The sequence below is a fragment of the Jiulongibacter sp. NS-SX5 genome, assembly GCF_052828545.1.
The window spans coordinates 2,000,462-2,023,420 of sequence record NZ_CM128248.1; the positions used below are offsets into that span (position 1 = coordinate 2,000,462).

General features: G+C 40.1%; 23 protein-coding genes. 14 read left to right on the top strand and 9 right to left on the bottom strand.

The features are described from left to right. The first annotated feature begins 311 nt into the window (after window positions 1–311). A complete protein-coding gene (locus ACUXV0_RS08825) occupies window positions 312–671 on the top strand; it encodes a hypothetical protein (protein WP_446192721.1) in 360 nt (119 codons plus the stop codon). A gap of 49 nt (window positions 672–720) precedes the next feature. Beyond that, window positions 721–1,011 (top strand): hypothetical protein, encoded by a 291-nt coding sequence (locus tag ACUXV0_RS08830; protein ID WP_446192722.1) that lies wholly within the window; start codon window positions 721–723, stop codon window positions 1,009–1,011. Between the two features lie 2 nt (window positions 1,012–1,013). On the opposite strand, the gene ACUXV0_RS08835 is transcribed toward ACUXV0_RS08830, so the two are convergent. Beyond that, window positions 1,014–1,634 (bottom strand): thymidine kinase, encoded by a 621-nt coding sequence (locus tag ACUXV0_RS08835; protein ID WP_446192723.1) that lies wholly within the window; start codon window positions 1,632–1,634, stop codon window positions 1,014–1,016. Window positions 1,635–1,728: 94 nt separating this feature from the next. Between ACUXV0_RS08835 and ACUXV0_RS08840 the strand changes: the two genes are divergently transcribed. Further along, a complete protein-coding gene (locus ACUXV0_RS08840; protein WP_446192724.1) occupies window positions 1,729–2,844 on the top strand; it encodes a hypothetical protein in 1,116 nt (371 codons plus the stop codon). Here the strand turns inward: ACUXV0_RS08840 and ACUXV0_RS08845 are convergent. Beyond that, complete coding sequence (locus tag ACUXV0_RS08845) at window positions 2,841–3,302, bottom strand: hypothetical protein (protein WP_446192725.1); 462 nt, start codon at window positions 3,300–3,302, stop codon at window positions 2,841–2,843. The two genes, ACUXV0_RS08840 and ACUXV0_RS08845, sit on opposite strands and share 4 nt — an antisense overlap. A gap of 96 nt (window positions 3,303–3,398) precedes the next feature. Here ACUXV0_RS08845 and ACUXV0_RS08850 point away from each other — a divergent pair, with 96 nt between their 5' ends. From ACUXV0_RS08850 to ACUXV0_RS08860, 3 genes are all read left to right on the top strand, one after another. Continuing rightward, window positions 3,399–4,211: a hypothetical protein gene (locus ACUXV0_RS08850; protein WP_446192726.1), complete on the top strand. Its 813-nt coding sequence runs from the start codon at window positions 3,399–3,401 to the stop codon at window positions 4,209–4,211. Beyond that, window positions 4,208–6,226 carry a ComEA family DNA-binding protein gene (locus ACUXV0_RS08855; protein ID WP_446192727.1) on the top strand — a complete coding sequence of 673 codons (2,019 nt, stop codon included), beginning with the start codon at window positions 4,208–4,210 and terminating at the stop codon, window positions 6,224–6,226. Before ACUXV0_RS08850 ends, ACUXV0_RS08855 begins: the two co-directional genes overlap by 4 nt. Window positions 6,227–6,290: 64 nt before the next feature. Next, window positions 6,291–7,757, top strand: coding sequence for a 3-coathanger stack domain-containing protein (locus ACUXV0_RS08860; RefSeq protein WP_446192728.1), 1,467 nt, complete (start codon window positions 6,291–6,293; stop codon window positions 7,755–7,757). Between the two features lie 56 nt (window positions 7,758–7,813). On the opposite strand, the gene ACUXV0_RS08865 is transcribed toward ACUXV0_RS08860, so the two are convergent. Then, the gene (locus ACUXV0_RS08865; protein WP_446192729.1) at window positions 7,814–10,216 is read right to left on the bottom strand and encodes a M1 family metallopeptidase; all 2,403 of its coding nucleotides are present in this window, start codon (window positions 10,214–10,216) and stop codon (window positions 7,814–7,816) included. A gap of 191 nt (window positions 10,217–10,407) precedes the next feature. Between ACUXV0_RS08865 and ACUXV0_RS08870 the strand changes: the two genes are divergently transcribed. From ACUXV0_RS08870 to egtD, 5 genes are read left to right on the top strand one after another with little or no spacing between them, the layout of a single operon-like run. Continuing rightward, window positions 10,408–10,692 carry a DUF427 domain-containing protein gene (locus tag ACUXV0_RS08870; protein ID WP_446192730.1) on the top strand — a complete coding sequence of 95 codons (285 nt, stop codon included), beginning with the start codon at window positions 10,408–10,410 and terminating at the stop codon, window positions 10,690–10,692. A 12-nt stretch (window positions 10,693–10,704) separates the two neighbouring features. Then, entirely contained in the window at window positions 10,705–11,919 is a 1,215-nt protein-coding gene (locus ACUXV0_RS08875; RefSeq protein ID WP_446192731.1) for a bifunctional alpha/beta hydrolase/OsmC family protein, read from the top strand. Then, window positions 11,912–13,363, top strand: coding sequence for a BCCT family transporter (locus ACUXV0_RS08880; RefSeq protein ID WP_446192732.1), 1,452 nt, complete (start codon window positions 11,912–11,914; stop codon window positions 13,361–13,363). The genes ACUXV0_RS08875 and ACUXV0_RS08880 overlap by 8 nt, the downstream gene beginning before the upstream one ends. Continuing rightward, window positions 13,350–14,492 carry an ergothioneine biosynthesis protein EgtB gene (egtB, locus tag ACUXV0_RS08885; RefSeq protein ID WP_446192733.1) on the top strand — a complete coding sequence of 381 codons (1,143 nt, stop codon included), beginning with the start codon at window positions 13,350–13,352 and terminating at the stop codon, window positions 14,490–14,492. The genes ACUXV0_RS08880 and egtB overlap by 14 nt, the downstream gene beginning before the upstream one ends. 3 nt (window positions 14,493–14,495) lie before the next feature. Then, window positions 14,496–15,422, top strand: coding sequence for an L-histidine N(alpha)-methyltransferase (gene egtD / locus ACUXV0_RS08890; RefSeq protein ID WP_446192734.1), 927 nt, complete (start codon window positions 14,496–14,498; stop codon window positions 15,420–15,422). On the opposite strand, the gene ACUXV0_RS08895 is transcribed toward egtD, so the two are convergent. The 5 genes from ACUXV0_RS08895 to ACUXV0_RS08915 form a co-directional block, all read right to left on the bottom strand. Continuing rightward, entirely contained in the window at window positions 15,419–15,721 is a 303-nt protein-coding gene (locus ACUXV0_RS08895; protein WP_446192735.1) for a LytR/AlgR family response regulator transcription factor, read from the bottom strand. The two genes, egtD and ACUXV0_RS08895, sit on opposite strands and share 4 nt — an antisense overlap. 116 nt (window positions 15,722–15,837) lie before the next feature. Beyond that, window positions 15,838–16,413: a GNAT family N-acetyltransferase gene (locus ACUXV0_RS08900; RefSeq protein ID WP_446192736.1), complete on the bottom strand. Its 576-nt coding sequence runs from the start codon at window positions 16,411–16,413 to the stop codon at window positions 15,838–15,840. Window positions 16,414–16,426: 13 nt separating this feature from the next. Then, a complete protein-coding gene (locus tag ACUXV0_RS08905; protein ID WP_446192737.1) occupies window positions 16,427–17,113 on the bottom strand; it encodes a hypothetical protein in 687 nt (228 codons plus the stop codon). Between the two features lie 91 nt (window positions 17,114–17,204). Continuing rightward, complete coding sequence (locus ACUXV0_RS08910; protein WP_446192738.1) at window positions 17,205–17,834, bottom strand: response regulator; 630 nt, start codon at window positions 17,832–17,834, stop codon at window positions 17,205–17,207. Beyond that, window positions 17,831–19,630, bottom strand: a complete 1,800-nt coding sequence (locus ACUXV0_RS08915) for a 7TM-DISM domain-containing protein (RefSeq protein WP_446192739.1) — start codon at window positions 19,628–19,630, stop codon at window positions 17,831–17,833. Before ACUXV0_RS08915 ends, ACUXV0_RS08910 begins: the two co-directional genes overlap by 4 nt. Before the next feature lie 467 nt (window positions 19,631–20,097). On the opposite strand from ACUXV0_RS08915, the gene ACUXV0_RS08920 reads away from it, so the two are divergent. Beyond that, window positions 20,098–20,925: a hypothetical protein gene (locus ACUXV0_RS08920; protein WP_446192740.1), complete on the top strand. Its 828-nt coding sequence runs from the start codon at window positions 20,098–20,100 to the stop codon at window positions 20,923–20,925. Then, on the top strand, window positions 20,903–21,547 hold the full coding sequence (locus tag ACUXV0_RS08925) for a response regulator (protein WP_446192741.1): 645 nt from the start codon (window positions 20,903–20,905) through the stop codon (window positions 21,545–21,547). Before ACUXV0_RS08920 ends, ACUXV0_RS08925 begins: the two co-directional genes overlap by 23 nt. Window positions 21,548–21,611: 64 nt before the next feature. Here ACUXV0_RS08925 and ACUXV0_RS08930 read toward each other — a convergent pair whose 3' ends face one another. Next, the gene (locus ACUXV0_RS08930; RefSeq protein ID WP_446192742.1) at window positions 21,612–22,415 is read right to left on the bottom strand and encodes a hypothetical protein; all 804 of its coding nucleotides are present in this window, start codon (window positions 22,413–22,415) and stop codon (window positions 21,612–21,614) included. 10 nt (window positions 22,416–22,425) lie between these two features. Between ACUXV0_RS08930 and ACUXV0_RS08935 the strand changes: the two genes are divergently transcribed. Then, entirely contained in the window at window positions 22,426–22,956 is a 531-nt protein-coding gene (locus tag ACUXV0_RS08935) for a hypothetical protein (protein WP_446192743.1), read from the top strand. Window positions 22,957–22,959 lie beyond the last annotated feature (3 nt).

Below are 22,959 nucleotides of genomic sequence, written 5' to 3' on the forward strand. Positions count from 1 at the left end.
CTCAAGAACAACTATAAGCCGTTTTCAATAACTTCTTTCGAAAGAGACTAGATAATCGCCTCTAAAAAGTGCTTTATTTTAAAAATAGCCTTGATTCCAAATATTATTTCGATCAAATCCCTTGATTAACCCCTACGTATATTCCTAAAAAATGTTGACAATATTAAATTTCGACTTTTAATCAAAAATCGATATAAATAAGTTTTTCTTCGTTATTTTTAATTTTTTCCATATTATATTTTGTTTAATACCTTTAAGCCTTTTTATCTTTGGCATAAGCAATTACACTTTATCACAAGAGAAAAAGAAAAATGGAAAAGCAACTAACAAACAATTTGTCAATATCTAACGATGCTGTGGAAGTCATTGACTTCATGACAGATAAGCAGATATTACCAAAGAGTTTCGATCAAAGCTACACCACAACTTTGATCGACGGTAAGGATTTGTATTTGATCTTATACATTAAAAAAGAGGAAGAAGATGAATTTATCAAGTTCACTTTTTCAGATTTCACCTCGCACCCAGATTCTATGGAGTATTTACATGGGGTTCTTAAGGGTTTGGCCAGAGACGAATATGATCTGTACACTCCTGCCAAAAACAAGCTGGAAGAAATGATCTATATGAGACCTGTTTTCCATGCTTTTTATCATCCTAAAGCCGCATAATTTTTAAACTCTAATTAAGAAAAAGTTAAACAACAAAATCACAAGAAAAATGAAAACATTAACAGGAATTATCAACAAAACATTAAGTGCATTATTAATTACAACGGGTGGAGCTTTCGCCCAGGATATTGAAGAAAACATGAGCCCTTTGAGAAATAAACGAAATTATAAAGCAAGAGCAGAAGTGCGTCAGCAGTACGGAGGTACACCTACCGGCACACTCACTACCAAAGAAGTGAGTAAAAACTACAAAAGACCAAACACCAGAAAGAAATCACTGGTGGTTTCATTGAAAACTGATCCTGTAGCTAGAAAGAGAAACTACAAGAGACCTTATTAAGACTACTCAGTGACTTTTTCTACGGGAGAAGCCAATGCGGGTAATTGATCAGACAGGTGAAAGCAGCGTCGGCATCGGGCTTCATAGCTCTCTTGCTCGCCAAGCATCACCTGTTTTTCATTTTTGACCTTACGGTAAGAATAATGGGCTATGTCTCCACACTGTACACAGATGGCGTGCACCTTGGTGACATATTCCGCGATAGCCATCAAGGCCGGCATGGCACCGAATGGAGCTCCGGTAGAATCCATATCTAAGCCGGCAATGATCACTCGCTTTCCTCCGGCAGCAAGTTTATTGACCACATCTACCACACCCGCATCCAGAAACTGAGCTTCATCTATGCCCACCACATCACAGTTTCCTGAGTATAACAAGATTTCACCAGCAGCATTTACGGGCGTAGATCGGATAGAATTCTGGTTATGAGAAACAATATCTTCTTCATCATAACGGGTATCTATACCTGGTTTAAAAATTTCAACGTTTTGCTTCGCAATCTTGGCTCTGTTTAGCCTTCTGATCAACTCCTCGGTTTTTCCACTGAACATTGAGCCACAAATTACCTCTACCCAACCCGACTTTTTATCGGCCGATCTACCACTTTTTGGCTCTAGAAACATAAAATCGATTTTTTTTCGTTCAGAATTAAACGCACAGAATTTGTATCTTTACAATAACAATAGTGCTTATCCTACAAAAAACGACATTTTGGAAATGACCTACAAATGGAATTCAGCAGAAGCCCAGCAATATGCTGAGCAGTTTTCTACACTTATCTGCGGTGAATATTTCAAAGACAGCAATAGAATTGGCGGTGCAGACATACTTCAAATAACTGAGGTAAAGCAGATTAACCTTATGGTAATCAAAAACCTCTACGAGAAGTGGCAGGAAGAGAACAGCCGACTCAAAAGCCCGTTTTTTGATTATGACAATGAAGAGGTTAAAGAAGCCCTAACCAGTTTTATGAATACCTTAAGTCGCCATATATCAGTAGGTCATAAAGCCTTTCAATCGCTTTTGACAAAAGCCACTTACGATACGCTTCAATTGTCGCTGGAACCCGAAAAGTTCTTTGAAGGACTGTTGAGAAATTTACCTGAATTCAAACTGACTAAAGAGTGGATTGAGAGTAATTCAAAATACCTGACAGTCAATAAGCATATTATGGAAGGTCTTTCCTCTAAAATGACCGCAGAAGAAGTACTAGCCAATAAAGACATCGATTACCTGAAGGAGGTCATTGCTACAGATGGAACTGAAGATTGTTCAGACCTACTGGATGATATCAATAATATTTTACCAATAACTATTGGCAGAAAAACCAATGGTGGTTCTTTCTTTGACGAAGCTTTAAATGGTTCTTCAGAAACGCCAAAGCCAGTAAGACTGAAGCCAACTCCAGAACCTGTGATGGAGATGTCTGTAAAAACAGTAACACCAGAGGTAAAACCTAAATCAGAGACATTTACCGAAGAGGTGGCAAATCTTACAGCTAGACTTAACGAAAAACTCAACAACGGGACTGTAACACTCAATGAAAGAATAGTCTCTGATAGTGGTAAAAGTCTTCTGGATGTTCATCAAAAAAGAAAAATCAATAGCCTGAGAGAAGGCATCTCGTTTAACCAAAGACACCTGTTCGTAAGAAATCTATTTGGTGGTGATATAGATGCATTTAACCAAACTTTAGAAGCTCTGGAAACTTACAACAGCTATGATCAGGCCGTAAACCATATCAAAGAACATACTGCCCAACAGTTTAAATGGAACCAAGGATCTGAAGAGGCTGGTGAATTTTATGCTCACCTGGAGAGAAAATTCGCTTAAACTGCGTTTATGAATTCATTGGAGATCGAGCTTGAAAGTGAGCTCATTACGATGATCATAATAATATAAAGAGCAAACATGGCGATGGTAAATACCCCTACAAATCTGTAAAGTTTGAAGTGATAGCCAAAAGCCTTCTCCATTTCCTCTTGCTGCATAAACTCTGCCGATCCGGCTGATTTCTCCGCAAAACGATAGAGGTATAAACTTGGGAAAAAATAGGCCACCGCTACCGCCAGATATAGGAGTGGAAAAAAGGCGAAAAAGCCGCCAAGCTCTCCAAACCCGGGAGTTTCTTTAAAAGAATCAAAAACTCCGGCCAAACCTATCATAACCAAGCCCGCCAATGCCATAAATCCGGAGCCTATAAAACCTAAAACGGCGAGAAACTTTGCCCATTTAGAGGCTTTAATAATATCGTTTTTGATGGATTCAGTAAATATTAGTTGATCAGTCATAGCTTTATAAAGAGGTGAAAAAATCGTTTACACAATAATAAGATGAAAGTTTCTAAACGAAAATTGAAATTGAAACACTAATTTTAGTTCATCGTTTTGAAATACCTGAACCCCATATTTCTTCTCTTTCTACTGCCTCTGGGGGCATTAGCACAAAGTACGGTTTTAGAACCTGTAGGTGCCAAAAGCTGGGGAATGGGAAACGCATTGACCGCCTTACCCGTTTCAGAGTCTTTCTTTTTCAACCCCGCCGGTTTAGCTTTTGCAGAGCAAAACTTAATTATTTCATCTTACGATTCCCGTTTCAATATTGGTGGACTTTCCACGGCTTCATTGGCTGGCACCTGGAGTAGAGCCTCTTTTAGCATAGGTGTAGGTGCCGAGAGGTTCGGAGATCAATTGTATAATGAAAACAAAGCTGGGATAGCTTTAGCTAAAAGCACCGGTAGAATAGCCCTGGGTGTAAAGGCATCATATCTGGGTTCTTATGCCGAAAACATCACTTCCTCGGCCACAATTCTTACCGAATTCGGCGTTATGGCTAAACTGAACTCTAAATTAAACCTGGGACTTCATGCCGTTAATTTGACAGGAGCCCGGCTTAATGATGGTGAAAACCTCCCGACTACCATAAACCTGGGTTTGGCATTTATGCCCATCAGTCAGGTTAGCCTCAGTGCAGTGGGCTCCTATATTCCTGAGCAAAAACCAAGCTTTAGAGTTGGACTCCAATATGCCTTGAAAGAAAACTTATTCCTCAGATCAGGAATCGATACTGCCATCAAAACCAACCATTTTGGTTTCGGTTACAGATATGAAAAATGGCAACTGGACTATGCTGCCAACACCCACCCAACACTGGGACTTTCTCATCATTTAAGCCTAAGCATGTTTTTGCCAAAAAAATGAAAAGATGGAGTTCACATATCGCTCTGATCATGATGCTTATTTGTGGCAAATTATGGGCACAGGAAGTTCCGCAACCGGTTATTGAGCTAGATGAGTTTATTCAGCGTCTGTCTGCCACCCAACAAGACGACTCCAATTATGAAGACCTCTACGAGGCTCTACTTCAGTTTTACCTTAACCCTCTTGATATCAATCAGGCTGACGTAGGAGAACTAAGAAGCTTATATGTACTTTCTGAAATCCAGATTCAAAGCTTAATGGATCATCGGAAGAAGTATGGAAAACTACTGAGTTTGTATGAATTGCAGAGCATTGAGAACTTTGATCTGCTGACCATAGAAAACCTTCTCCCTTTTGTAAGAATTAGTCAAAAGCTGAGTGGAAATGATATCAAGGGCATTTATAACAGAGCCACCGATCATTTCTTTGTGATCAGAACAGAGAGAACGATGGAACTGGCCAGAGGGTATAGTGATAGCAGCTTTTTGGGCAGCCCCGAAAAACTATACGCTCGGTATCGACTTCAGCACCCTAAAGACTTTAGCCTAGGCTTTATCATGGAAAAAGATCAGGGAGAGCCCAATATAGCAGACTATACTACCTTCCATTTTCAGCTTAAAAACAAGGGTAAAATCAAAAACATGATTCTTGGGGACTACCAACTGCAGTTTGGTCAGGGACTGATCATGTCTGGGGGTTACGCCGCAGGTAAAGGTGGCGAACCCATTTATACCACTCGCCGAAGCGACCTGGGAATAAGACCCCATAATTCTGTCCTAGAGGGTGGTTTCCTGAGAGGTGCAGCAGCTACCTATGATGGTGGTGAAGTGGAGCTAACGGGCTTTGCCTCAATTAGTAAAAGAGACGCTAGCCTCAATACCTCAGTAGAAGAACGTGAAGATGTTTTCAGCTCGATTTTGGTAGCAGGGCTTCATCGCACAGAAAATGAAATTGCTAAAAAAGGCGTACTGACAGAGCAAAACTATGGTCTTAATGCCAAATATACTTTCCCAGGAGGGCATTTTGGAATGACCGTAGTCGGTACCATTTTTGGAAATACAATTGAAAGAAACCCACGCGAATATGCTCGGCATGAATTTAAAGGAACAGAGAACATAGTAGCTGGGCCGAACTTCAGTTACAGCTGGCAAAACTTCAATTTTTTTGGCGAAGCCGCCCGATCTAGCAGTGGAGGCTGGGGAGCCGTAGGTGGTTTCGTATCTACTTTAAGCCCTCAATTAGAATGGGCATTAAACTTAAGGAGTTATGATAAAGACTTCCATAGTTTCTATGCCAATGCCTTTGGCGAAGCCAGTAGAAATATTAACGAAAAAGGGATTTACAGTGGCTTAAAGTACACCCCAAAGAAAGGCTACACCTTCTCAGCATTTTACGATAAATACAGATTCCCCTGGCTGAGATACCTGGTAGACGCTCCTTCTGATGGAGACGATTATTTATTCAGATTTACGCTTAAACCGACCAAGAAATGGCTTTTCTATACCCAATATCACCGCGAGCGTAAGCAGCGTAATTTCCCCAATAATGAAACAGTTTCAGACTATCTGGTAGACTCTTACAGGGAGAATTTGCTGGCTCACTTTGAAACAAACCTAGGAAAAAGCTTTAAATCGCAGACACGTCTGCAATACAATTCATTCACTTATGAAGGGCTACCCAGATCAAATGGATATGCCATTATTCAGGATATTGAGGGAAGCGTAGGCCGCTGGCAATTGAAAAGTAGAGTAGCACTTTTTAGCACAGACGATTATAACTCTCGTATATATGCCTACGAAAACGATGTACTCTACACCGTTTCTTTTCCGGCCTATTTCGGAAAAGGAAGCCGTTTATACCTGGTCAGCAGGTACAGTGTAAACAGAAATATCGATGTTTGGTTTAGAGTAGCCAGAACCTCACTCACCGATAGAGAGACCATCAGCAGCGGATTAAATGAAATAAATGCTCCGCATAGAACAGACCTCAAGCTTCAGGTTCGATATAAATTTTAGATAATCCTACATAATATGGATCACTTTAACGAGTTTAGCTATTGAAATCTACTCCGACGTTAACGTGCAAAAGCTTTTACTAATTTTAACAATACTCTTTATTAGCCTAGATTCCAGGGCACAAGATCCTGCATTAATCTGGCAGCGATCTATTGGTGGTTCGGGGGATGATATTGCTTTGCAAGCAGCCCAATCTTTAGACGGTAGTATTTACATTGCAGGCACAAGTAGCTCTTCAAACGGAAACATACCGGGAAATAATGGTCTTTCTGATATATACCTTGCTAAACTTGATGATGAAGGTAATGAGCTGTGGAGTAGACATTACGGAGGCACGGGAGCCGATAGCCTTTCGGCAATTGCTGCCTGTGCAGACGGCGGTGTGGTATTGCTGTGCAAATCTAGCTCAAGTGGCACAACGCTAGACTTTACTCAAGTTGGTGCCTATGTACTAAAGATCAATTCTACAGGAAGTGTAGTTTTTAATACTTTTCAGGGAGGAGAACCCACTAGCCAAGGCTCTATCTTAGAAACAAGTGATAATAACTACCTTTTTTTGAGCACTAAAGATATTGCTAGCAAAGGGAGAGACTTATGGCTACGCAAAGTAAATAGCTCGGGAAACTTAGTTTGGGAACAAACATATGGTGGAGCGGCCGATGAAACACCTAATCAACTTTTGGAAGATAACGGCACCTATTTTATGCTCGGTGAGACCCTCTCAAGCTCAGTTAGCTCCGTCACATCTAACGGTGGATCTGATCTACTTTGGGCCAAATCAACGTCATCGGGCTCTATATCAAATATTAATCTCTTGGGTGGTTCTGCAGATGAATTTGACGGAAGAATGGTGTTTGACGAAACAGGCTTGATTTACATTGCGTCTACCTCTTTCTCATCTTCGAGTGGTGATATTTTTGGGTTAAATAATGGCGGAGCTGATGTTTGGCTTTTTCAAGTCAATCAAAACGGCATACCTGAACTAGGCACCAATGACCTTATTGGAGATGATGAAGATGAATATCTGGGGGGATTGACCTATAACCCTGATTTATTTACGCCAACTATAGCCGTAGAGTCCTTTTCAGATACACTTTATGATCAGGCAGCCGGAAAACTGCCAAGTAATATTTTCCTACTTCAGACGATACCCTTTGGAGGTGTAGACTTCGCCATTCCTCTGGGTGGCAGCGGCAGCGAAGGCCCTTATTCATTATTAGGCACATTTGATGGTGGCTTTTTAATTACAGGTGAGAGTACATCATCAAATGGAGATGTAGCCTCTAATCAAGGTGGAATAGACTTCGCTGTTTTTAAACTTGGTTACCCCTGCCCCTCTGAGTTGGATATGGGATTGAAAACCTTTAATGAAAGTGTTAGCAGAACAGCGGATCAATTTATTAAGACCGCCTCAAAGTTTCAAGGCAACACTTCACACATCAAACTAAAGTCTGGCTATATTTTGATGGAACCTGGCTTTGAAACCTCTTCGGGTGTTGTGTTTAAAACAGAAATTGGTGGTTGCCCATAAAAAAAGTGGCATATCTTTTCAGACATGCCACCTCATCTTTTCATGTTACTTAGCTATTAATCAGCAGATTGAGTCGCTGCCTCCTGAGCACTTCTGGCCTCCTGCATAGGATTTGGAGCAGACCCTCTTGATCTCTTGTAAAGCTGGAAACGAGTAGGCTGTTCCGGCTCTCTCGGATAAGCGTTATTGGAGTCATCAATATCTGCGATTTCCTGATAAGGATCCAGAATAAACTTCTTCACTCGCTTCTGAGTAGGAATCGTCTTGGTGATTTCACCACTATTCATTCTCCAGATTTCTGCCGGGAAACGAACTACCTCTTCAGTACCATCTTCAAACTCCATTTTCACAATTACCGGCATAATCAAACCACCCTTGTTTTTGATTTTCAGAGCGTAGTAGTTCATACCACTTTCCATCAGTTCTTTCTCTTCCGGAGTTAAGGTATTAAGGTATGCTTCATAACGCTTTTTATCAGCTTCTGTTACTTCAAATTCATCATAGGTAGAGTAGAAATCCTGATATCTTTCCTGACTCTCTTCTACGGTTTCTTTGATATCTGTCTTATTTCTGATCACAGAAAGCGTTTCGCGGCTCTTTTCATATTTTGCTCTGGCCTCGGCCTTGGTGATTTCCGGGTTTTGAGTATCAAGACTAAACCATTCTACTTCAGCCAAGTCCTGATCTGCCGGAAGGGTAGTGTAGAACCATCCTCTCCAGAACCAATCTAAATCTACACCACTGGCATCTTCCATAGTTCTAAAGAAATCAGCCGGTTTTGGATGCTTAAATGCCCATCTGCGAGCATACTCCTTGAAAGCAAAATCAAACAGTTCTCGTCCCATGATGGTTTCTCTCAAAATATTTAATCCAGCGGCCGGTTTACCATATGCATTATTTCCAAACTGAATAATCTGCTCAGAATTAGTCATTATTGGCTGCATCATACTCGGGTCAGATCTCATGTATGGAATCATCGTTTGAGCTTCACCTCTTCTTGAACCAAAGTCACTATCCCACTCTTGCTCGGTCAAATATTGGCAGAAGGTGTTTAAGCCTTCATCCATCCACGTCCATTGACGTTCGTCAGAGTTCACAATCATCGGGAAGAAGTTGTGACCAACTTCGTGGATAATTACACCGATCATCCCTCTTTTTACTCTTTCTGAGTATGTTCCATCAGCTTCCGGACGTCCACCGTTAAAACTAATCATCGGGTATTCCATACCTCCACCGGCTGTTGCATGACAGCTAATAGCCACAGGGTAAGGGTAATCTATGGTGTACTTACCATAAGTCTTTAGCGTTTGCTCTACCACTTTTGTACTGTACTGCTCCCATAGTGGATTCCCCTCTTTCGGGTAGACAGACATACTCCAAATTTTACGACCGTTGCCGTATACATCGGTTTGCATAGCATCCCAAATAAATCTTCTTGATGAAGCAAAAGCAAAGTCTCTAACATTCTCAGCCTTGTATTTCCAGGTCTGCTTTTTCGTTGATTTCGTTTTCGAATTCTCAATAGCCTCATCCTGAGTGACAATCATAACAGGATCTGTAGCTTTTGAAGCTTCATCCAGACGTTGACGCTGTTTTCTGGTCAATACTTTATCCCAGTTTTCACATTCACCGGTAGCCACTACCACGTGGTCATCTGGCACTGTGATATCTACTTCATAGTCACCAAAAACCAAGGCAAATTCACCTCTACCCATAAACTGCTTGTTCTGCCAGCCGTTTACATCATCATACACACACATTCTTGGGAACCAGTGAGCCACAAAATAATTGTAGTTATCATCTTCCTCAAAATACTCAAAACCAGAACGACCATAATAAGAAGCCATATTATAGCTCCAGCCTATCTGAATATCAACAGACTGATCTGTAGTAAGAGGCTCATCCAAATCAATACGCATCATAGTGCTATTGATGGTATATGTCATGTTTTTGCCAGAGGCATTTTTTACAAATTTGATATCATAACCTCTTTCTCTAGTATTATCTACGTCACCAAAAACAGAGCTTGCGGATTGCATTCCTGTTAATTGACGAGAGCTCATTTGCTCGTTAATACCACCAGTTTTTGACAAAGCGTTGATTGAATTGTCCTTAAACATATTCATATCCAGCTGTACCCACAGGTAGTTCAGAGGATCCGGCGAATAGTTATAATAGGTAATGACCTCTTCACCAATGATACGCTGATTTTCGTCATCAAGCTCAACTTTGATTTTATAGTCGGCTTTTTGTTGGAAATAATCGCGACCAGGGGCTCCGGAACCTGTTCGGTAGGTATTCGGGGTAGGAAGTTCAGTTCCCAATTGCTCAAATGCACGAGTGGCGTCAATCTGAGCTGAGGCTTGTTGTAGACCAGTTATTACCAGCATACAAGCCGCCATCACTAGACCACTCACTCGTTTAATTAGAGAAAGCTTGTCAGTAAAATTGCTTTTCATGTTTTGGTTAAAATTTATTGAATTGAAGTAAGTGAGCAATTTAAGCCTATTTTTTTTGCCAAAAAACATACTTGACAGTGATTTTGCATAAGCTGTAGACAAATCACCAAAGAATATAAGTTAGGGTAAGTTTAACGCAAAAACTGTTCTCAATAAATGGTCGTATCTTCTAGCATATAATCATAACTGTCATGAAAGCCATTTGGAACGGTGTTACCATCGCCGAAAGTCTTAAAACTGTTGAAATAGAAGGCAATCACTATTTCCCAAAAGAAACTCTAAAGAAAGATTATTTCAAAAATAGCGATACGCACACCACCTGCCACTGGAAAGGTGAGGCCTCCTACTATACACTAGAAGTGGAGGGAAAGGTAAATGAAGATGCTGCTTGGTATTATCCTAACCCAAAACCTATGGCCGACGGCATTAAAGACCATGTCGCTTTCTGGAAAGGCGTTAAAGTAGAACCCTCTTAAGTAGTCATTGCTATGCAATCCAATAAACTTAAAATCCTCAATTCTAAAGGAGTAGAATTAAACGCAGCTCTGGAGTTACCCGCGAATCAAAAACCTAAGGCATTTGCCATTTTTGCTCATTGTTTCACCTGCTCCAGCGACCTTAGTGCAGTCAGAAACATCAGTCGAGCTATGGCTAATGATGGTCTGGGCGTCATTCGGTTTGATTTTACAGGATTGGGGCAAAGCAAAGGAGAGTTTAAAGACAGCAGCTTCTCGGCCAATGTACAAGACCTTCTGGATGTGGCCCTCTTTATGGAGAATAAGCTCCAAGCCCCAAGTCTTTTGGTAGGGCATTCTCTAGGTGGAGCTGCAGCAATTATAGCCGGGCATAAACTAGATCACGTCAAAGCCATTGCCACGATAGGTTCGCCTTCTGAGACAAGCCATGTGGAACATCTATTTGAAAGTGCCAGAGAGACATTAAAAGATCAGGAAGAAACAGAAATCAAGATTGCAGGCAGAAAGTTCTTAATTGACAAAGAGTTTTTGGAAGACCTTGATAAGAAGAGTGTGAAATATACGCTTAAAGAGCTCCGAAAACCCATTTTGGTGATGCATTCGCCTCAAGATACAATTGTGAACATAGATCATGCCCGTTCTATTTATGAGCATGCCTTTCACCCGAAAAGCTTCATCTCCCTTGATGGTGCAGACCATTTACTGACAGAAAAGTCCGACTCCGTTTACGCCGGACAAATGATCGCCAACTGGGTAGATCGTTATTTGATAAAACCAGCCATAAAACAGCTCGATACCAAAGGAGAGCAGGTAGTAGGACATCTGGATTTAGAAGAAGACAATTTTACCACCACTATTCAAACTGACAGACACACGATAATCGCAGATGAACCCAAATCTGTGGGTGGAGACGATTTTGGCCCTAACCCATACGAACTTCTCAATAGCGGACTAGCTGCCTGCACCGCTATGACCTTGAAAATGTACGCCCAACGTAAAAAATGGCCTCTGGAAGAAGTCTATGTATACCTGAGTCATAGTAAATCGCACGCGAAAGATTTAGGCATAGAGGGCAATGACAAAATTGATCTCATTGAGAAAAAGCTAAAATTTGTAGGAGACCTCAATGCAGAGCAAAAACAACGACTTTCAGAAATTGCCTCCAAATGCCCCGTGCACAGAACCTTAATAAGCCCTACTCATATAAACACCGACGTCATTGACTAAAAGCCTAAAAACTTTATTGGTTTCGGGCTTGACTTGCCTTTTGCTCTTCTTGTGGTCTGTAAGTTGGCCAGAGAACTTTAGAGACTTTTTGGCTCGTTTTACCAGTGGGACTTTAGACGTTTTTGGCGACTATTACCTATATCTGGGTTTTGGAGTAGTGGTTTTGATGATATTGCTGGCGGTATTGCCAGTAGGCAAAATAAAACTAGGAAACAGTACTCCCGAATACAATCGTTATGCCTGGATAGCCATGCTCTTTAGTACAGGTATGGGACCGGGATTAATGCTGAGAGCTGTTCAGGAGCCTGTTTATTATTATCTTAATCCTCCCATAGAAACAGCCTACGACCCACTCTCTTTTTCTCTGGCTTATACCTTTTTTCATTGGGGACTTACGCCTTGGGCGTTTTATGCTCTTTTTGGCTTAATCGTAGCTTATTTTATTTATGTCAAACATAATAGACTACTCCCTTCAGCTATCCTCACAAAAAAAGAAACACCGGCAGTAGGAATAGACTCCCTCATCATTTTATGTACCATTATAGGTTCTATCAGTGCCGTTGGTCTCGGGAGTCGTCAACTCCTGGAAGGCTTTAATTATGTAAGTGGAAGTCATGTCCCTATCTGGGGTGCTATTTTGATTGTGCTATTCATTGCGACTCTTTCTCTTATTTCAGCAAGGTCTGGTCTGGGAAAAAGTATCAAATATATTTCTACTTTAAACATCAGTATCAGCCTTCTTCTGCTAGTGTTTGTGATGCTTAACAGTAACTTAAAACAGTATTTCGGGTATCTGGGAGATGCTGTGGTAATTTACCTCCGCGACTTTATCCCTATGTCTTTAAACATTGGTAAACATCAAGTAAACCGACAGTTTTTATTGGATTGGACCTACTTTTATTGGGCATTTTGGCTCGCGTGGGTACCATTTACAGGAGTGTTTATTGCCCGAATTTCAAAAGGAAGAAGTATTAGAGAGTTTGTTACAGGTACTCTACTGGCTCCTACAGTTGGAACCTTCTTTTGGTTTACGGCCTTCGGTCAAAAAGCCATCTTTAATGTAGATGCTAGCACACTGGCGGTGAATTACACCTCAGTGTATTCGGCTATTTTCGTCTTCTTCAAGAGCCTGACCGTAGATATCATCACCAATCCGCTGAGTCTGTTTTTATTATTTACCTTTTTAATCACCTCAATAGACTCAGCCATTTTTGTTTTGAGCATGTTCTCTGATAACGGAAATGAGGAGCCTAGTCAAAAACATCGATTGGTTTGGGGATTGGCATTAGGAGGTTTAACGGCGGGATTGCTGATTGCAGGTAAAGAATCACTACTGCAAGCGACCAGTCAGGTTTTGATCACCATTGCTCTACCTTTCAGTTTTCTATACCTCTATTATATTTTCTGTTTTATAAAAAGCCTTTGGCGTCATGATAAAAGATAGATTTTTAACCACCAGAATTAAAACAGAAGAAATCTGTGCCCCGCTGGCCATTGAGGACTACTCCGTACAGCCCATGGTGGATGTATCTCCACCAAAATGGCACCTGGCCCATAGCACCTGGTTTTTTGAAGCCTTTGTTTTACAAAACTTTGACCCTGACTATAAGGTCTATGATGAGGACTTTGCCTACCTTTTCAATAGCTACTATAATAATGCAGGTGAGCGTGTCCTTCGTCCAAACCGTGGTCTCATGACCAGACCTACGGTAAGTGAGGTGATGGACTATCGTAAAGCGGTCACAGATGCTGTCCTGGAATTTATTGAGCGAAAGGCCGATGATAAGGCCCTGGAGATTATTGAACTGGGTATCAACCACGAACAGCAGCACCAGGAGCTCCTCTATTACGATATCAAATACATTTTGGGCCATCAACCCACATTCCCAGTTTATCACACTGACATCAAACTAAGAAAGGAAAAAGGTAAGCCGAAATTCATAAAAATGAACGAAGGCATTTATGAAATAGGCTATAAAGGAGAAGGCTTTTCTTATGATAATGAACTGGGCCGTCACAAGGTCTTTCTTCATAAATATTCCATTTCTAACCGACTGGTCAACAATGCTGAATACCTTGAATTTATAGAAGACGGAGGCTATAATGATTTCAATCTTTGGCATGCCGAAGGCTGGGATTTCATCCAAAAAAACGAATTAAAAGCTCCGCTCTATTGGCATAAAACGAAGGAGGGTTGGCAATACTATAATTTCAATGGGCTGGAACAAATAGACCCCGATCTACCTGTAAACCATATCAGTATGTATGAGGCTTTTGCCTTTGCTGAATGGAAAGGAGCAAGACTACCCACTGAATTTGAGTGGGAAGCTGCTGCGGACCAGTTCAAATGGGACCAGTTGTGGGAATGGACCAATTCTGCCTATCTCCCCTACCCGGGCTTTTCAAAGGCTCCTGGTGCCCTAGGGGAATATAATGGTAAGTTCATGGTCAATCTACATGTGCTTCGCGGTGCCTCACTTGGCACCTACCCGGGCCATAGTCGTAAAACTTACAGAAACTTTTTTCATACCTCAAGCAGGTGGGTGTTTGCCGGTCTGCGATTAGCAAAATAAACTATGGATAATCCATTCTTAGAAGACATGCTGGCGGGATTGCAAAGGCAGCCCAAAACGCTGAGTTCAAAATATTTCTATGATAAAGAAGGTGACAAGATCTTCCAGGAAATCATGAATATGGAGAGCTATTATTTGCCTTCATGTGAGCTTGAGATTATTGAGCAAAAGACAGAAGATATTGCAAAGCAAATAGGTAGTACCGAACTCGATGTGATTGAACTGGGAGCTGGTGATGGCGTTAAGACCGTCAAGCTGATTCAAGGACTTTTGGCAGCTGGCAAAAAAGTCAATTATGTGCCTTTAGACATCTCTCCGGACGTTTTAGAAACCAATAAGTCGAACATCCTCAAACAGTTACCCCAACTTTCGATTGAGCCTATTGCAGGTGATTATTTCAAAACCATGCAAAAGCTTTCAGGAAGAACAAAACCCAAACTAATTCTTTTCCTTGGCTCCAATATTGGCAATTTCAAAGGGCAAAGCGGAGTAGACTTTTTGACCTTAGTCAAAAAACACACGACCGCAGAGGACTATCTTCTACTGGGAGCAGACCTCAAAAAAGACCCGGAAATTATTCTCAAAGCTTATAATGACCCGGAAGGAATTACGGCTCGCTTTAATCTCAACCTTTTGCACCGCATGAACAAAGAGCTGAATGCAAACTTTGACCTGGCTAATTTTAAGCATTACCCGTACTATAACCCCATCTCAGGTACTTGTTACAGCTATCTGATCTCATTGAAAGACCAGAAAGTAGAAATAGCAGACAGCACCATCTTCTTTCAAAAAAATGAGCCCTTACATACTGAAGTCTCACAGAAATACAGCCTACAAGACCTTGAAGAGCTCATTCTGGCAGCTGGGTTCAATGGTATTGAATCGTTTTTGGATACCAAAGAATGGTTTAGCCTGTCATTAATTCGTTAAGCGTTCTCAACCATCTGGCTTTTGAGAAAAGCCTTACGTCTGCGACTTACATTTACCTGTCGGCCGCTTTTCATAACAAGATAGCTCTGCTCTCCGTAAAAATTGACTTTGGCAATATGCTTTGGGTTTACCAAATGTGATTTGCTGACACGTACAAAATCAGACAGAGATTCTTCGTAACGCTTCAGAGTGGTGCAAGACACCTCCTTTTTACCTCCTCTGAGATAAACTTCTGTGTAATTGACAACGCCCTTAAGGAACAGCACCTCCTCAGGGTTGTGGATTTCGGTCGGTTTCATGGTTTTATTAGCTTCTATTGAAAAGAAATGGTTTAGTAGTGGAAAGACCGGATAGTCGTACCTCCAAAAATAGGTGGCCTCCCGGCTTTCATCAATACCCCAAATGGGGTATTCTCTCAGGCTCTGATCGTCAGACTTAATGCATTTAATTCAGCCATATATTCCTGATAAATCCGGGTAAACGGACTCCCTAAACTCGCCAAGGTCAACTGATCCCAGGGGTTTATATACAACTGCACTCGTAGACCATAGGCATAAGTCTGTTCACGGTAAGGCATAAACCCAAGACGCTTATACATCGGTACCAGGTGCTTTTCACATTCTATCAGTGCGATTTTAGCTCCATGAATCAGGGCCTGTTTGTAGATACTCATCATCAGTAAATACGCCGCTCTGCTATTGCGGTACTCCGGTAAAATCACCAGGCGATCAGTGATGGCGAATGTCAGGTTTTCCTGCGTGCTGCTGATACCCCACTTATAATTAACGGCTGTATTGGAGGTTGTAAATCTGCATCTGAGGCAGCCAAGGGGCTTCTGCTGCTGAACAGCCATCAGATGAACAGCATGCTCATCTTTGCTTTCTGCTTCTTCGAGCAAATAATTTTTCTTCAATTCTTTAAAGTTGACAGCATAACGTAGATCACGTACTTCTTGAAGCTCCTGCCGGCTTCTTGCTATTTTGACTTCCATGAATGAAAAGCATTTAGTAGACCAGCGTGAGCTCGCCATTGATGATCCAATCATAGATAGTAGACACATAAAGCCAAATGGCTTTTTCGGCTCCAGCCAGCAGCTGTTCCTGATGCTCTTCACTGAAATTCTCTGCAAAAAGAGCATCCAAAATCTGGTCTCCGTGGGGTAGCTCTTCATGCATATGTACCTGTGTGAACGTGGTATTCTTCTTGGTTATAAACTCTGCCGAACCCAGCAACTCTTTAATCAACGGTGCAGCATAATTCCCCACATTCTCCAGAACCGCAGTAGCTCCTAGTCGCTCCAGCGGTTTGTAAGAGATCGCATTTCTTTGGTAAGACCACCATAACTCTACAGGAAAAGGCTGGCCGCCTACACCAGAGCCCAGATTTCTGAGGTCTTTCTCGGCCAACTTGAAGTGCATTTCTTCCTCATACGCGAAATTGATCAGAAACTTACGGAGTTTTTTATAGGCTCGGGTATCCTGATGTGCCGCTATGGCCATAAACGTATCCTGCACGCCTTTGGTCAGATGATATTGCATTTGCAAATACCGCACATACTGCTCCTTACCCAGCCCCTCAGAAAAGTTTTTCTTCAACTTCTCCGCAAAGAAGATATTGGCGTTTTGGACTTGTAAATTGAGCTTATCCTCAAATGATAAAATTTGGATTTGGTCAGCACTTTCTTTTTTCATGGCAAGATCACTTTTGGTTTACTGTTACCAAAGTTCTCTTTCCATACTCATGGATTTTATCAGAAATGCACCCTAAAATCATAGGGTATTTTTACCTGTTTTTGACCTTTTCCAGTAACTCTATTAGTTCAGGCACATTACTTACTCCAAGTTTCAAATAAATATTCTTTCTATGAGTTTTTACGGTATGGTAACTAAGACTTAGGCTGTTGGCTATATCTCTATTAGTGTAACCCTGAATCAAAAAATCGATTATTCCTGTTTCTCTCTCGCTCAATTGATATTTCATCAAAAATGAGTCTTTGAAACCTTTACTATTCTCTTCTGAAATTGAAACATGCATAAAATGTTTTCCTCCAGACAAAACCTCCCCAATAGCAAAAAATAGGACATCAGATTCACAGTCTTTCAAAAGATATCCGTCCATATTAAACTGCTTGCTTAGACTTAGTAATCGTGAATATTCATACATCGTAAGCATTATTACTTTCAGTTCTGGAGCAATTTCCTTTAAGTGCTTACCTAAATCTAAACCATCCAATTTTCCAAGATTTATATCTAAAAGGACTACATCGGGTTCTATTTGAAAGACTGTACGAATAATTTCTTCCTTATTTTTTAATGGACCATACACTTTAAAAGTGCCTCTTTTTTGCAGTAGTTCTTTTAAACCTTCACCAAAAAGTTGATGATCATCTACAATCAAAATTTTATAAGTCATGCGAGTGGTATTTCAAGTATGATAGTGTTTCCATCACCATTCGAATCAAAATTAATGCTACCTTTCAGGTACTCAGTTCTCATCTGAATATTTTTCATCCCCAGCCCCTCTGAACTAATAATGATAGGCGAACCATTATCTTCCACCATTACTGTTAAGTCTTCTAAAGACCATAGGAATTGGATTTCAACTTTACTCGCATCACTATGTTTATTCACGTTTTGAATAATCTCACTTATAATTCGGTACACATGCAGGGCATTTTTAGGCACTAAATCTATTCTTTCTCCATGTTCTGCAAAAGTTAGCCTTCTGTATTCACTTGAGTTTGAAATAGTCAATTCTCTAACGGCATCCACCAAGCCTTCCTTTTTAAAGTCTGGGGGCATTAGCGAATGTGATATTCTTCTTAGATCATCACCTGCCTTTTTGGCTAAAAACTTTAATCTTTGAGCATCTGCCGGAGAAGCCAATGGTAAAAGTTTATCAAACGTGAACCGTTTTAAAGTAGACAAAGTCCCACCTAAGTCGTCATGAAGATCACCGGCAATTCTTTTTTGTTCTGTTTCCTGAATTTCTAGCTGAGTATTCAATAATTTATACTCCGTGTCTTTCAATTTTTGTTCTACAATTTTAGCCAGAAAGTATTCTCTATAAATTAGTGCAAAAAGTATAAACAGCATCTCTAGGCAGATAGAGAGTCTAAAGGCTTCAAAAAATTGATTGGGCACCCTCAAAACCCCAAAAACATTGGTCAAACCCTCTACCAAACCAGAAAAAACCAGAGGTAATGCCATAACAATATATATTCTCGCCAAAATATTATCTCTTAAAGAACTAAGAAGATACCACAAGAGATAGACAATATTTAAAACGAAAAAACTAAGCTTGACAGCAAAGAAAAAAGAGTTGCCTTCTTGATCAGGAAACAGTGAAAAGAATATGGTCAAGCCAAAGAGAACATCTATACTTATTTTGATAAGTTTATTTTCTGTTTTCTTCTCTGTATTTACAAAAGCTATAGCAAACCGCTGAAAAGTATACGTACTAATAAAAATACATATATTGATATAATAATTTAACTCAATAGGGTAAGGCTCAGAGATGAAAGCCGGAGATGCGACTCTGAAGTAAAAGAAAACTAAGAAGTTGAACGCGTATATAAAATAAAGACTAATTGTAGTCCTTTGATCAGTAGTAAAAAAGAAATTGTAAACACTGAAGAAGATTGATGTTATCAAAGCCAAGAGAACTAGTCCATCTTCAATCAAATTCTTGTGATGATGAGTGTAAAACCCTTTTTTACTGAATAGGGTCAATGGAACTCTGACAACTTGGTATTTATTCTGAACTCTAAAATAAACAGACTGGGTAGTTAAAGGAGGAAGGGTAAAATTAAAAGCATGTAGGTAAGATGGTACTTGCAGATCCGTTACAGAACGCCCCCATCCAGATTCTTCCTTTTTCCAAACTGAATCTTCCAAATGCCAAAACTGTACGTCTTCAAGAATAAACTGGTCAGACGAGAGGTACAATTCGAGTAAATCATCTGTCTGGTTTACTAAATTAATTTTAATCCAAACCGGTTTCCTGAGGTGTCCAAAATTAAGCTCTGACCCAGAATAGGCCTGAAACTTTCCCTTTGCTTTGATTTCTTCAAAATGATCTCCTTCATTTTCTGAAACTAAATACTCTACACTTATGATATCTACCTCGGGTCCAAAAGTATTAATCACTTTTTGGTCTTTTGAAGAACAAGCGGCGAAAAGAAGCAGTAGTGGGAGATATCTTAGCATTTGAGCAGTCAAATTGTTTGTAAGACTTAATGATAAATATATTGCAAAGATCTCACGTCAACTACATAAGATTAGCTAAACTAAGCCCTCCGACCCTAAACCCACTGGACTATGCTAAAATTGACGTTTGTTTTTAATCCTCAAACTCAAAAAGTATAGTTGAATCTATTATTACTAATTTACTATTACCTATTAGAATTTCTAAAGTTCACAAAGGCTATACCTCTCTTAAAATAAATGCAGATTGACTGAAAAAAAAGATTTTATGTAGGCATTACATATTTTTTGGAGAAGGATCAGATTGCTTATTTAAACACTTTCTGAAAATCGGGAAAGCCACACAACGAGGCACCGTGCCCCGGGAAAAACACCCTTTTTTACCTACTCCCATAAAGGAGACTTTTCCCATAGTTTACACTACTCATGTAAATTACCTTTGAGCATATACGATAAATCCATGGATTATCATGTTTATGAACAACAGCTCTTTTTTTTCGGGATTTCAGTCAGATTGGGAAATAGTATTGTTATTCATAACCTTAATTGCAACAACTATATTTATTTCAGGGTTATACTGGAAGTATCACTTAGGCCTTAAATATTCTAAAAAATTGTATGCCTTGAGTGAACAGAAAGATGCGACCCTTCAAGCCCAAGGTGAATTTTTCGAGGTATTATTGAATAGAACATCTAGTGAATTAATTAATAATATTGCCCAGATTCTAAGTGTAATTAAGCTTCAATTGGATAGCATATCCCCACGGAATTCAGTAATCGAATCTAATATTAAAAACCTCAAAATAGCTCTTGATTCCGTCAAGGATCTGAGTAAGAAAATAAAAAACAAGGACTTAGTACGGAGAGGGTTTGAAGACTCACTTTTCATAGAGGCTTCAAACCTCGCTAAGGAATTAAACACCTCTATACAATTCGAAAGACCTGAGTCTTCCATATACCTCTCACATTCCAAACGATTTTGTTACTTGCGTCTTTTTCAACTAGTTATCCAAGAGTATATAGCTTATTATTCTCCTAAAAAGCTCTCCGTAAGCTTGCAATCAAATACCAAAGAGTTTATTTTAGTCTTGTCTGTTAAAGGGCAACACTACTACTCAAAACAAAAGCTGATCAATAATCACTTCTCCGCTTTGGAAAAGAACAATCATCTTGCCCAACGTGTGGAATTATTCCATGGTAGGTTTGAGGAAACGGTTAACCCGGTTTCAGGCCGAATGTTAAAGCTAATTTTCCCTAAAAACCGCTCTACAAATCATGACTACCGTAGCACTAGCTGATGATCATGAGCTGATCAGAAATGCCTTAGCCGATTTAATAAACAGCTGTAATGGCTACAAGGTTATCTATCAAGCCATGAACGGAAAGGAACTTATCCAGAAGTTTGAGCTATTTGAAACCGCGGATATAACTTTCGTGGATATCAATATGCCAATCATGGACGGATATTTGACTGCTCAGCATTTATCTCAAAACTTCCCGGAAACCACTCTAATGGCACTCTCAATTGAAGATCATGATGAATGTATCATCAAAATGCTTAGAAATGGCTGCAAAGGTTATTTATTAAAAGACACAACAACAGAAGAGTTTAAACTAGCACTCAACGAAATAAAAACAAAGGGATATTACCATAGCGATCTCGTTACGAATTCGCTTCTTAACTCACTCAGAAATCCAAATTTTTCAAGCAACAAACCCCTCATCCAATACCAGGCTCGGGAAGAAGAATTCTTGCATCTGGCATGTTCTGAGATGACCTATAAAGAGATTGCCGACCGGATGTGTGTTTCGCCGAGGACTATTGACGGTTATCGGGAGAATCTGTTTTTGAAGCTGGAGGTCAAAAGCCGCGTTGGGCTTGTGCTCTTTGCCATTAAGCATGGCATCGTAGAGCTGTAAACCAAAAAAGTCTGGCCTTACGACCAGACTCTTCAGTAGTAAAACTAAAAGTTTTGTCAGTTTTCTATTCTATCGTGATGATCTTTTCAATGGCTTCCAAGGAGTTTGGGTCGCCATAGTCCAAAATCGCCAGCATAGAATATTGGCCTTTAGGGAGATCTTTAGGTAGTGGTAAGGGTACCACTCTTTTTCCGGCAGGGAAAATTGGGCATTCTTTTTCTTCGCCTTTATATTCCTGGCCTGTCTCCACATTTGTAAGCTCTAAAAATGTTTTGACCTGAGTCATCACAGAGCCTGTATTAAACACCTGAAGATTATAAACTCCGGCATTTTTTGGATTTACCTCCAGCCCTTCTACAGAGGCTGAAAGTTGGGTAAGATGAGGCGGTGTTTGGTACACATGAATCCCAAATCTCATGACCTCATTTACTTTCGTTTGTAGGTTAGTGTTTAGGTCCTGAACGTTTTCTCTAATTTTAGAACCTTGCAGGTACAACATACCCCACTTCATTTTCTCCAGATCTTCAGAATTTTCCGGAGCCTGAAGAGTTACAATAATTCTTTCGGTTTCACCAGGAGGAATATTAAGGAAGTTCGTATTGGTGCTGATCCAATTGGCACAGGAATATGGTTTAGTGCCAGGCGAATAATAACTATGTCCTCCATCCTCATTTCTGATCCAGTCACCTGTTAAAACTTCCAGTGCTTGATTTGTATCAGAATTATTTGTGATATTTATAACTTGAGTTTGTGTACTGTTAGGGCTGCCGAGGTCGAAAGACAATTTAACAGGATTTACACTTAGAATTTGTGCAAAGGAGGAATTGCAAAAGATGATTAAGCAGAATAGATAAAGTAGTTTTTTCATCAAACTAAAGATGTCAGAGAATATTAAATTTATTACTTTTTGTTCATTAAAAAGAACTGGTGTTGTTATACCTCTTCTTTTTATCTTTTCCATTTTCAAAATTAATGCCGCATTCTCACAAAATGTAAATTTTTCGGCCATTGAATTAAAGAATCTTGGTCTTGTATACAACAAAGCTGAAGATTTTGAGGTGGAGCGTGTAATAGATCGGGCTTTTAGAATAGACCTGGGTGCCAGCAGAAATAATATGCTGGTGACAGCTAAAGTTATTTCGACCTCCAACTACGCCTTCGAAACCTTATCAGACAATATGTATTCCATAAGGCTAAATGATACTGATGCAAATCTTGGAGGAAATTACTACAGACAAATCGGCCTCGATCTTGATGAACAGATCATTCTGGAGAAGGGCAGAAGTAGAGGAAGGAATAATAGAGGAGGGAACTACTATATCTATGACCTTATAGTGGCTCCGGTTTCTTACGAATATGAACCCGGTCAATATCACTACTCTATTCTTTTTACAGTAACAGCAGATTAAGTT

Bases quoted from the DNA above. Each gene is read 5' to 3' on its own strand.
- ACUXV0_RS08825 (WP_446192721.1), top strand. From the start codon at position 312: ATGGAAAAGCAACTAACAAACAATTTGTCAATATCTAACGATGCTGTG.
- ACUXV0_RS08830 (WP_446192722.1), top strand. From the start codon at position 721: ATGAAAACATTAACAGGAATTATCAACAAAACATTAAGTGCATTATTA.
- ACUXV0_RS08835 (WP_446192723.1), bottom strand. From the start codon at position 1,634: ATGTTTCTAGAGCCAAAAAGTGGTAGATCGGCCGATAAAAAGTCGGGT.
- ACUXV0_RS08840 (WP_446192724.1), top strand. From the start codon at position 1,729: ATGACCTACAAATGGAATTCAGCAGAAGCCCAGCAATATGCTGAGCAG.
- ACUXV0_RS08845 (WP_446192725.1), bottom strand. From the start codon at position 3,302: ATGACTGATCAACTAATATTTACTGAATCCATCAAAAACGATATTATT.
- ACUXV0_RS08855 (WP_446192727.1), top strand. From the start codon at position 4,208: ATGAAAAGATGGAGTTCACATATCGCTCTGATCATGATGCTTATTTGT.
- ACUXV0_RS08865 (WP_446192729.1), bottom strand. From the start codon at position 10,216: ATGAAAAGCAATTTTACTGACAAGCTTTCTCTAATTAAACGAGTGAGT.
- ACUXV0_RS08870 (WP_446192730.1), top strand. From the start codon at position 10,408: ATGAAAGCCATTTGGAACGGTGTTACCATCGCCGAAAGTCTTAAAACT.
- ACUXV0_RS08875 (WP_446192731.1), top strand. From the start codon at position 10,705: ATGCAATCCAATAAACTTAAAATCCTCAATTCTAAAGGAGTAGAATTA.
- egtB (WP_446192733.1), top strand. From the start codon at position 13,350: ATGATAAAAGATAGATTTTTAACCACCAGAATTAAAACAGAAGAAATC.
- egtD (WP_446192734.1), top strand. From the start codon at position 14,496: ATGGATAATCCATTCTTAGAAGACATGCTGGCGGGATTGCAAAGGCAG.
- ACUXV0_RS08895 (WP_446192735.1), bottom strand. From the start codon at position 15,721: ATGAAACCGACCGAAATCCACAACCCTGAGGAGGTGCTGTTCCTTAAG.
- ACUXV0_RS08900 (WP_446192736.1), bottom strand. From the start codon at position 16,413: ATGGAAGTCAAAATAGCAAGAAGCCGGCAGGAGCTTCAAGAAGTACGT.
- ACUXV0_RS08905 (WP_446192737.1), bottom strand. From the start codon at position 17,113: ATGAAAAAAGAAAGTGCTGACCAAATCCAAATTTTATCATTTGAGGAT.
- ACUXV0_RS08910 (WP_446192738.1), bottom strand. From the start codon at position 17,834: ATGACTTATAAAATTTTGATTGTAGATGATCATCAACTTTTTGGTGAA.
- ACUXV0_RS08915 (WP_446192739.1), bottom strand. From the start codon at position 19,630: ATGCTAAGATATCTCCCACTACTGCTTCTTTTCGCCGCTTGTTCTTCA.
- ACUXV0_RS08920 (WP_446192740.1), top strand. From the start codon at position 20,098: ATGTTTATGAACAACAGCTCTTTTTTTTCGGGATTTCAGTCAGATTGG.
- ACUXV0_RS08925 (WP_446192741.1), top strand. From the start codon at position 20,903: ATGACTACCGTAGCACTAGCTGATGATCATGAGCTGATCAGAAATGCC.
- ACUXV0_RS08930 (WP_446192742.1), bottom strand. From the start codon at position 22,415: ATGAAAAAACTACTTTATCTATTCTGCTTAATCATCTTTTGCAATTCC.
- ACUXV0_RS08935 (WP_446192743.1), top strand. From the start codon at position 22,426: ATGTCAGAGAATATTAAATTTATTACTTTTTGTTCATTAAAAAGAACT.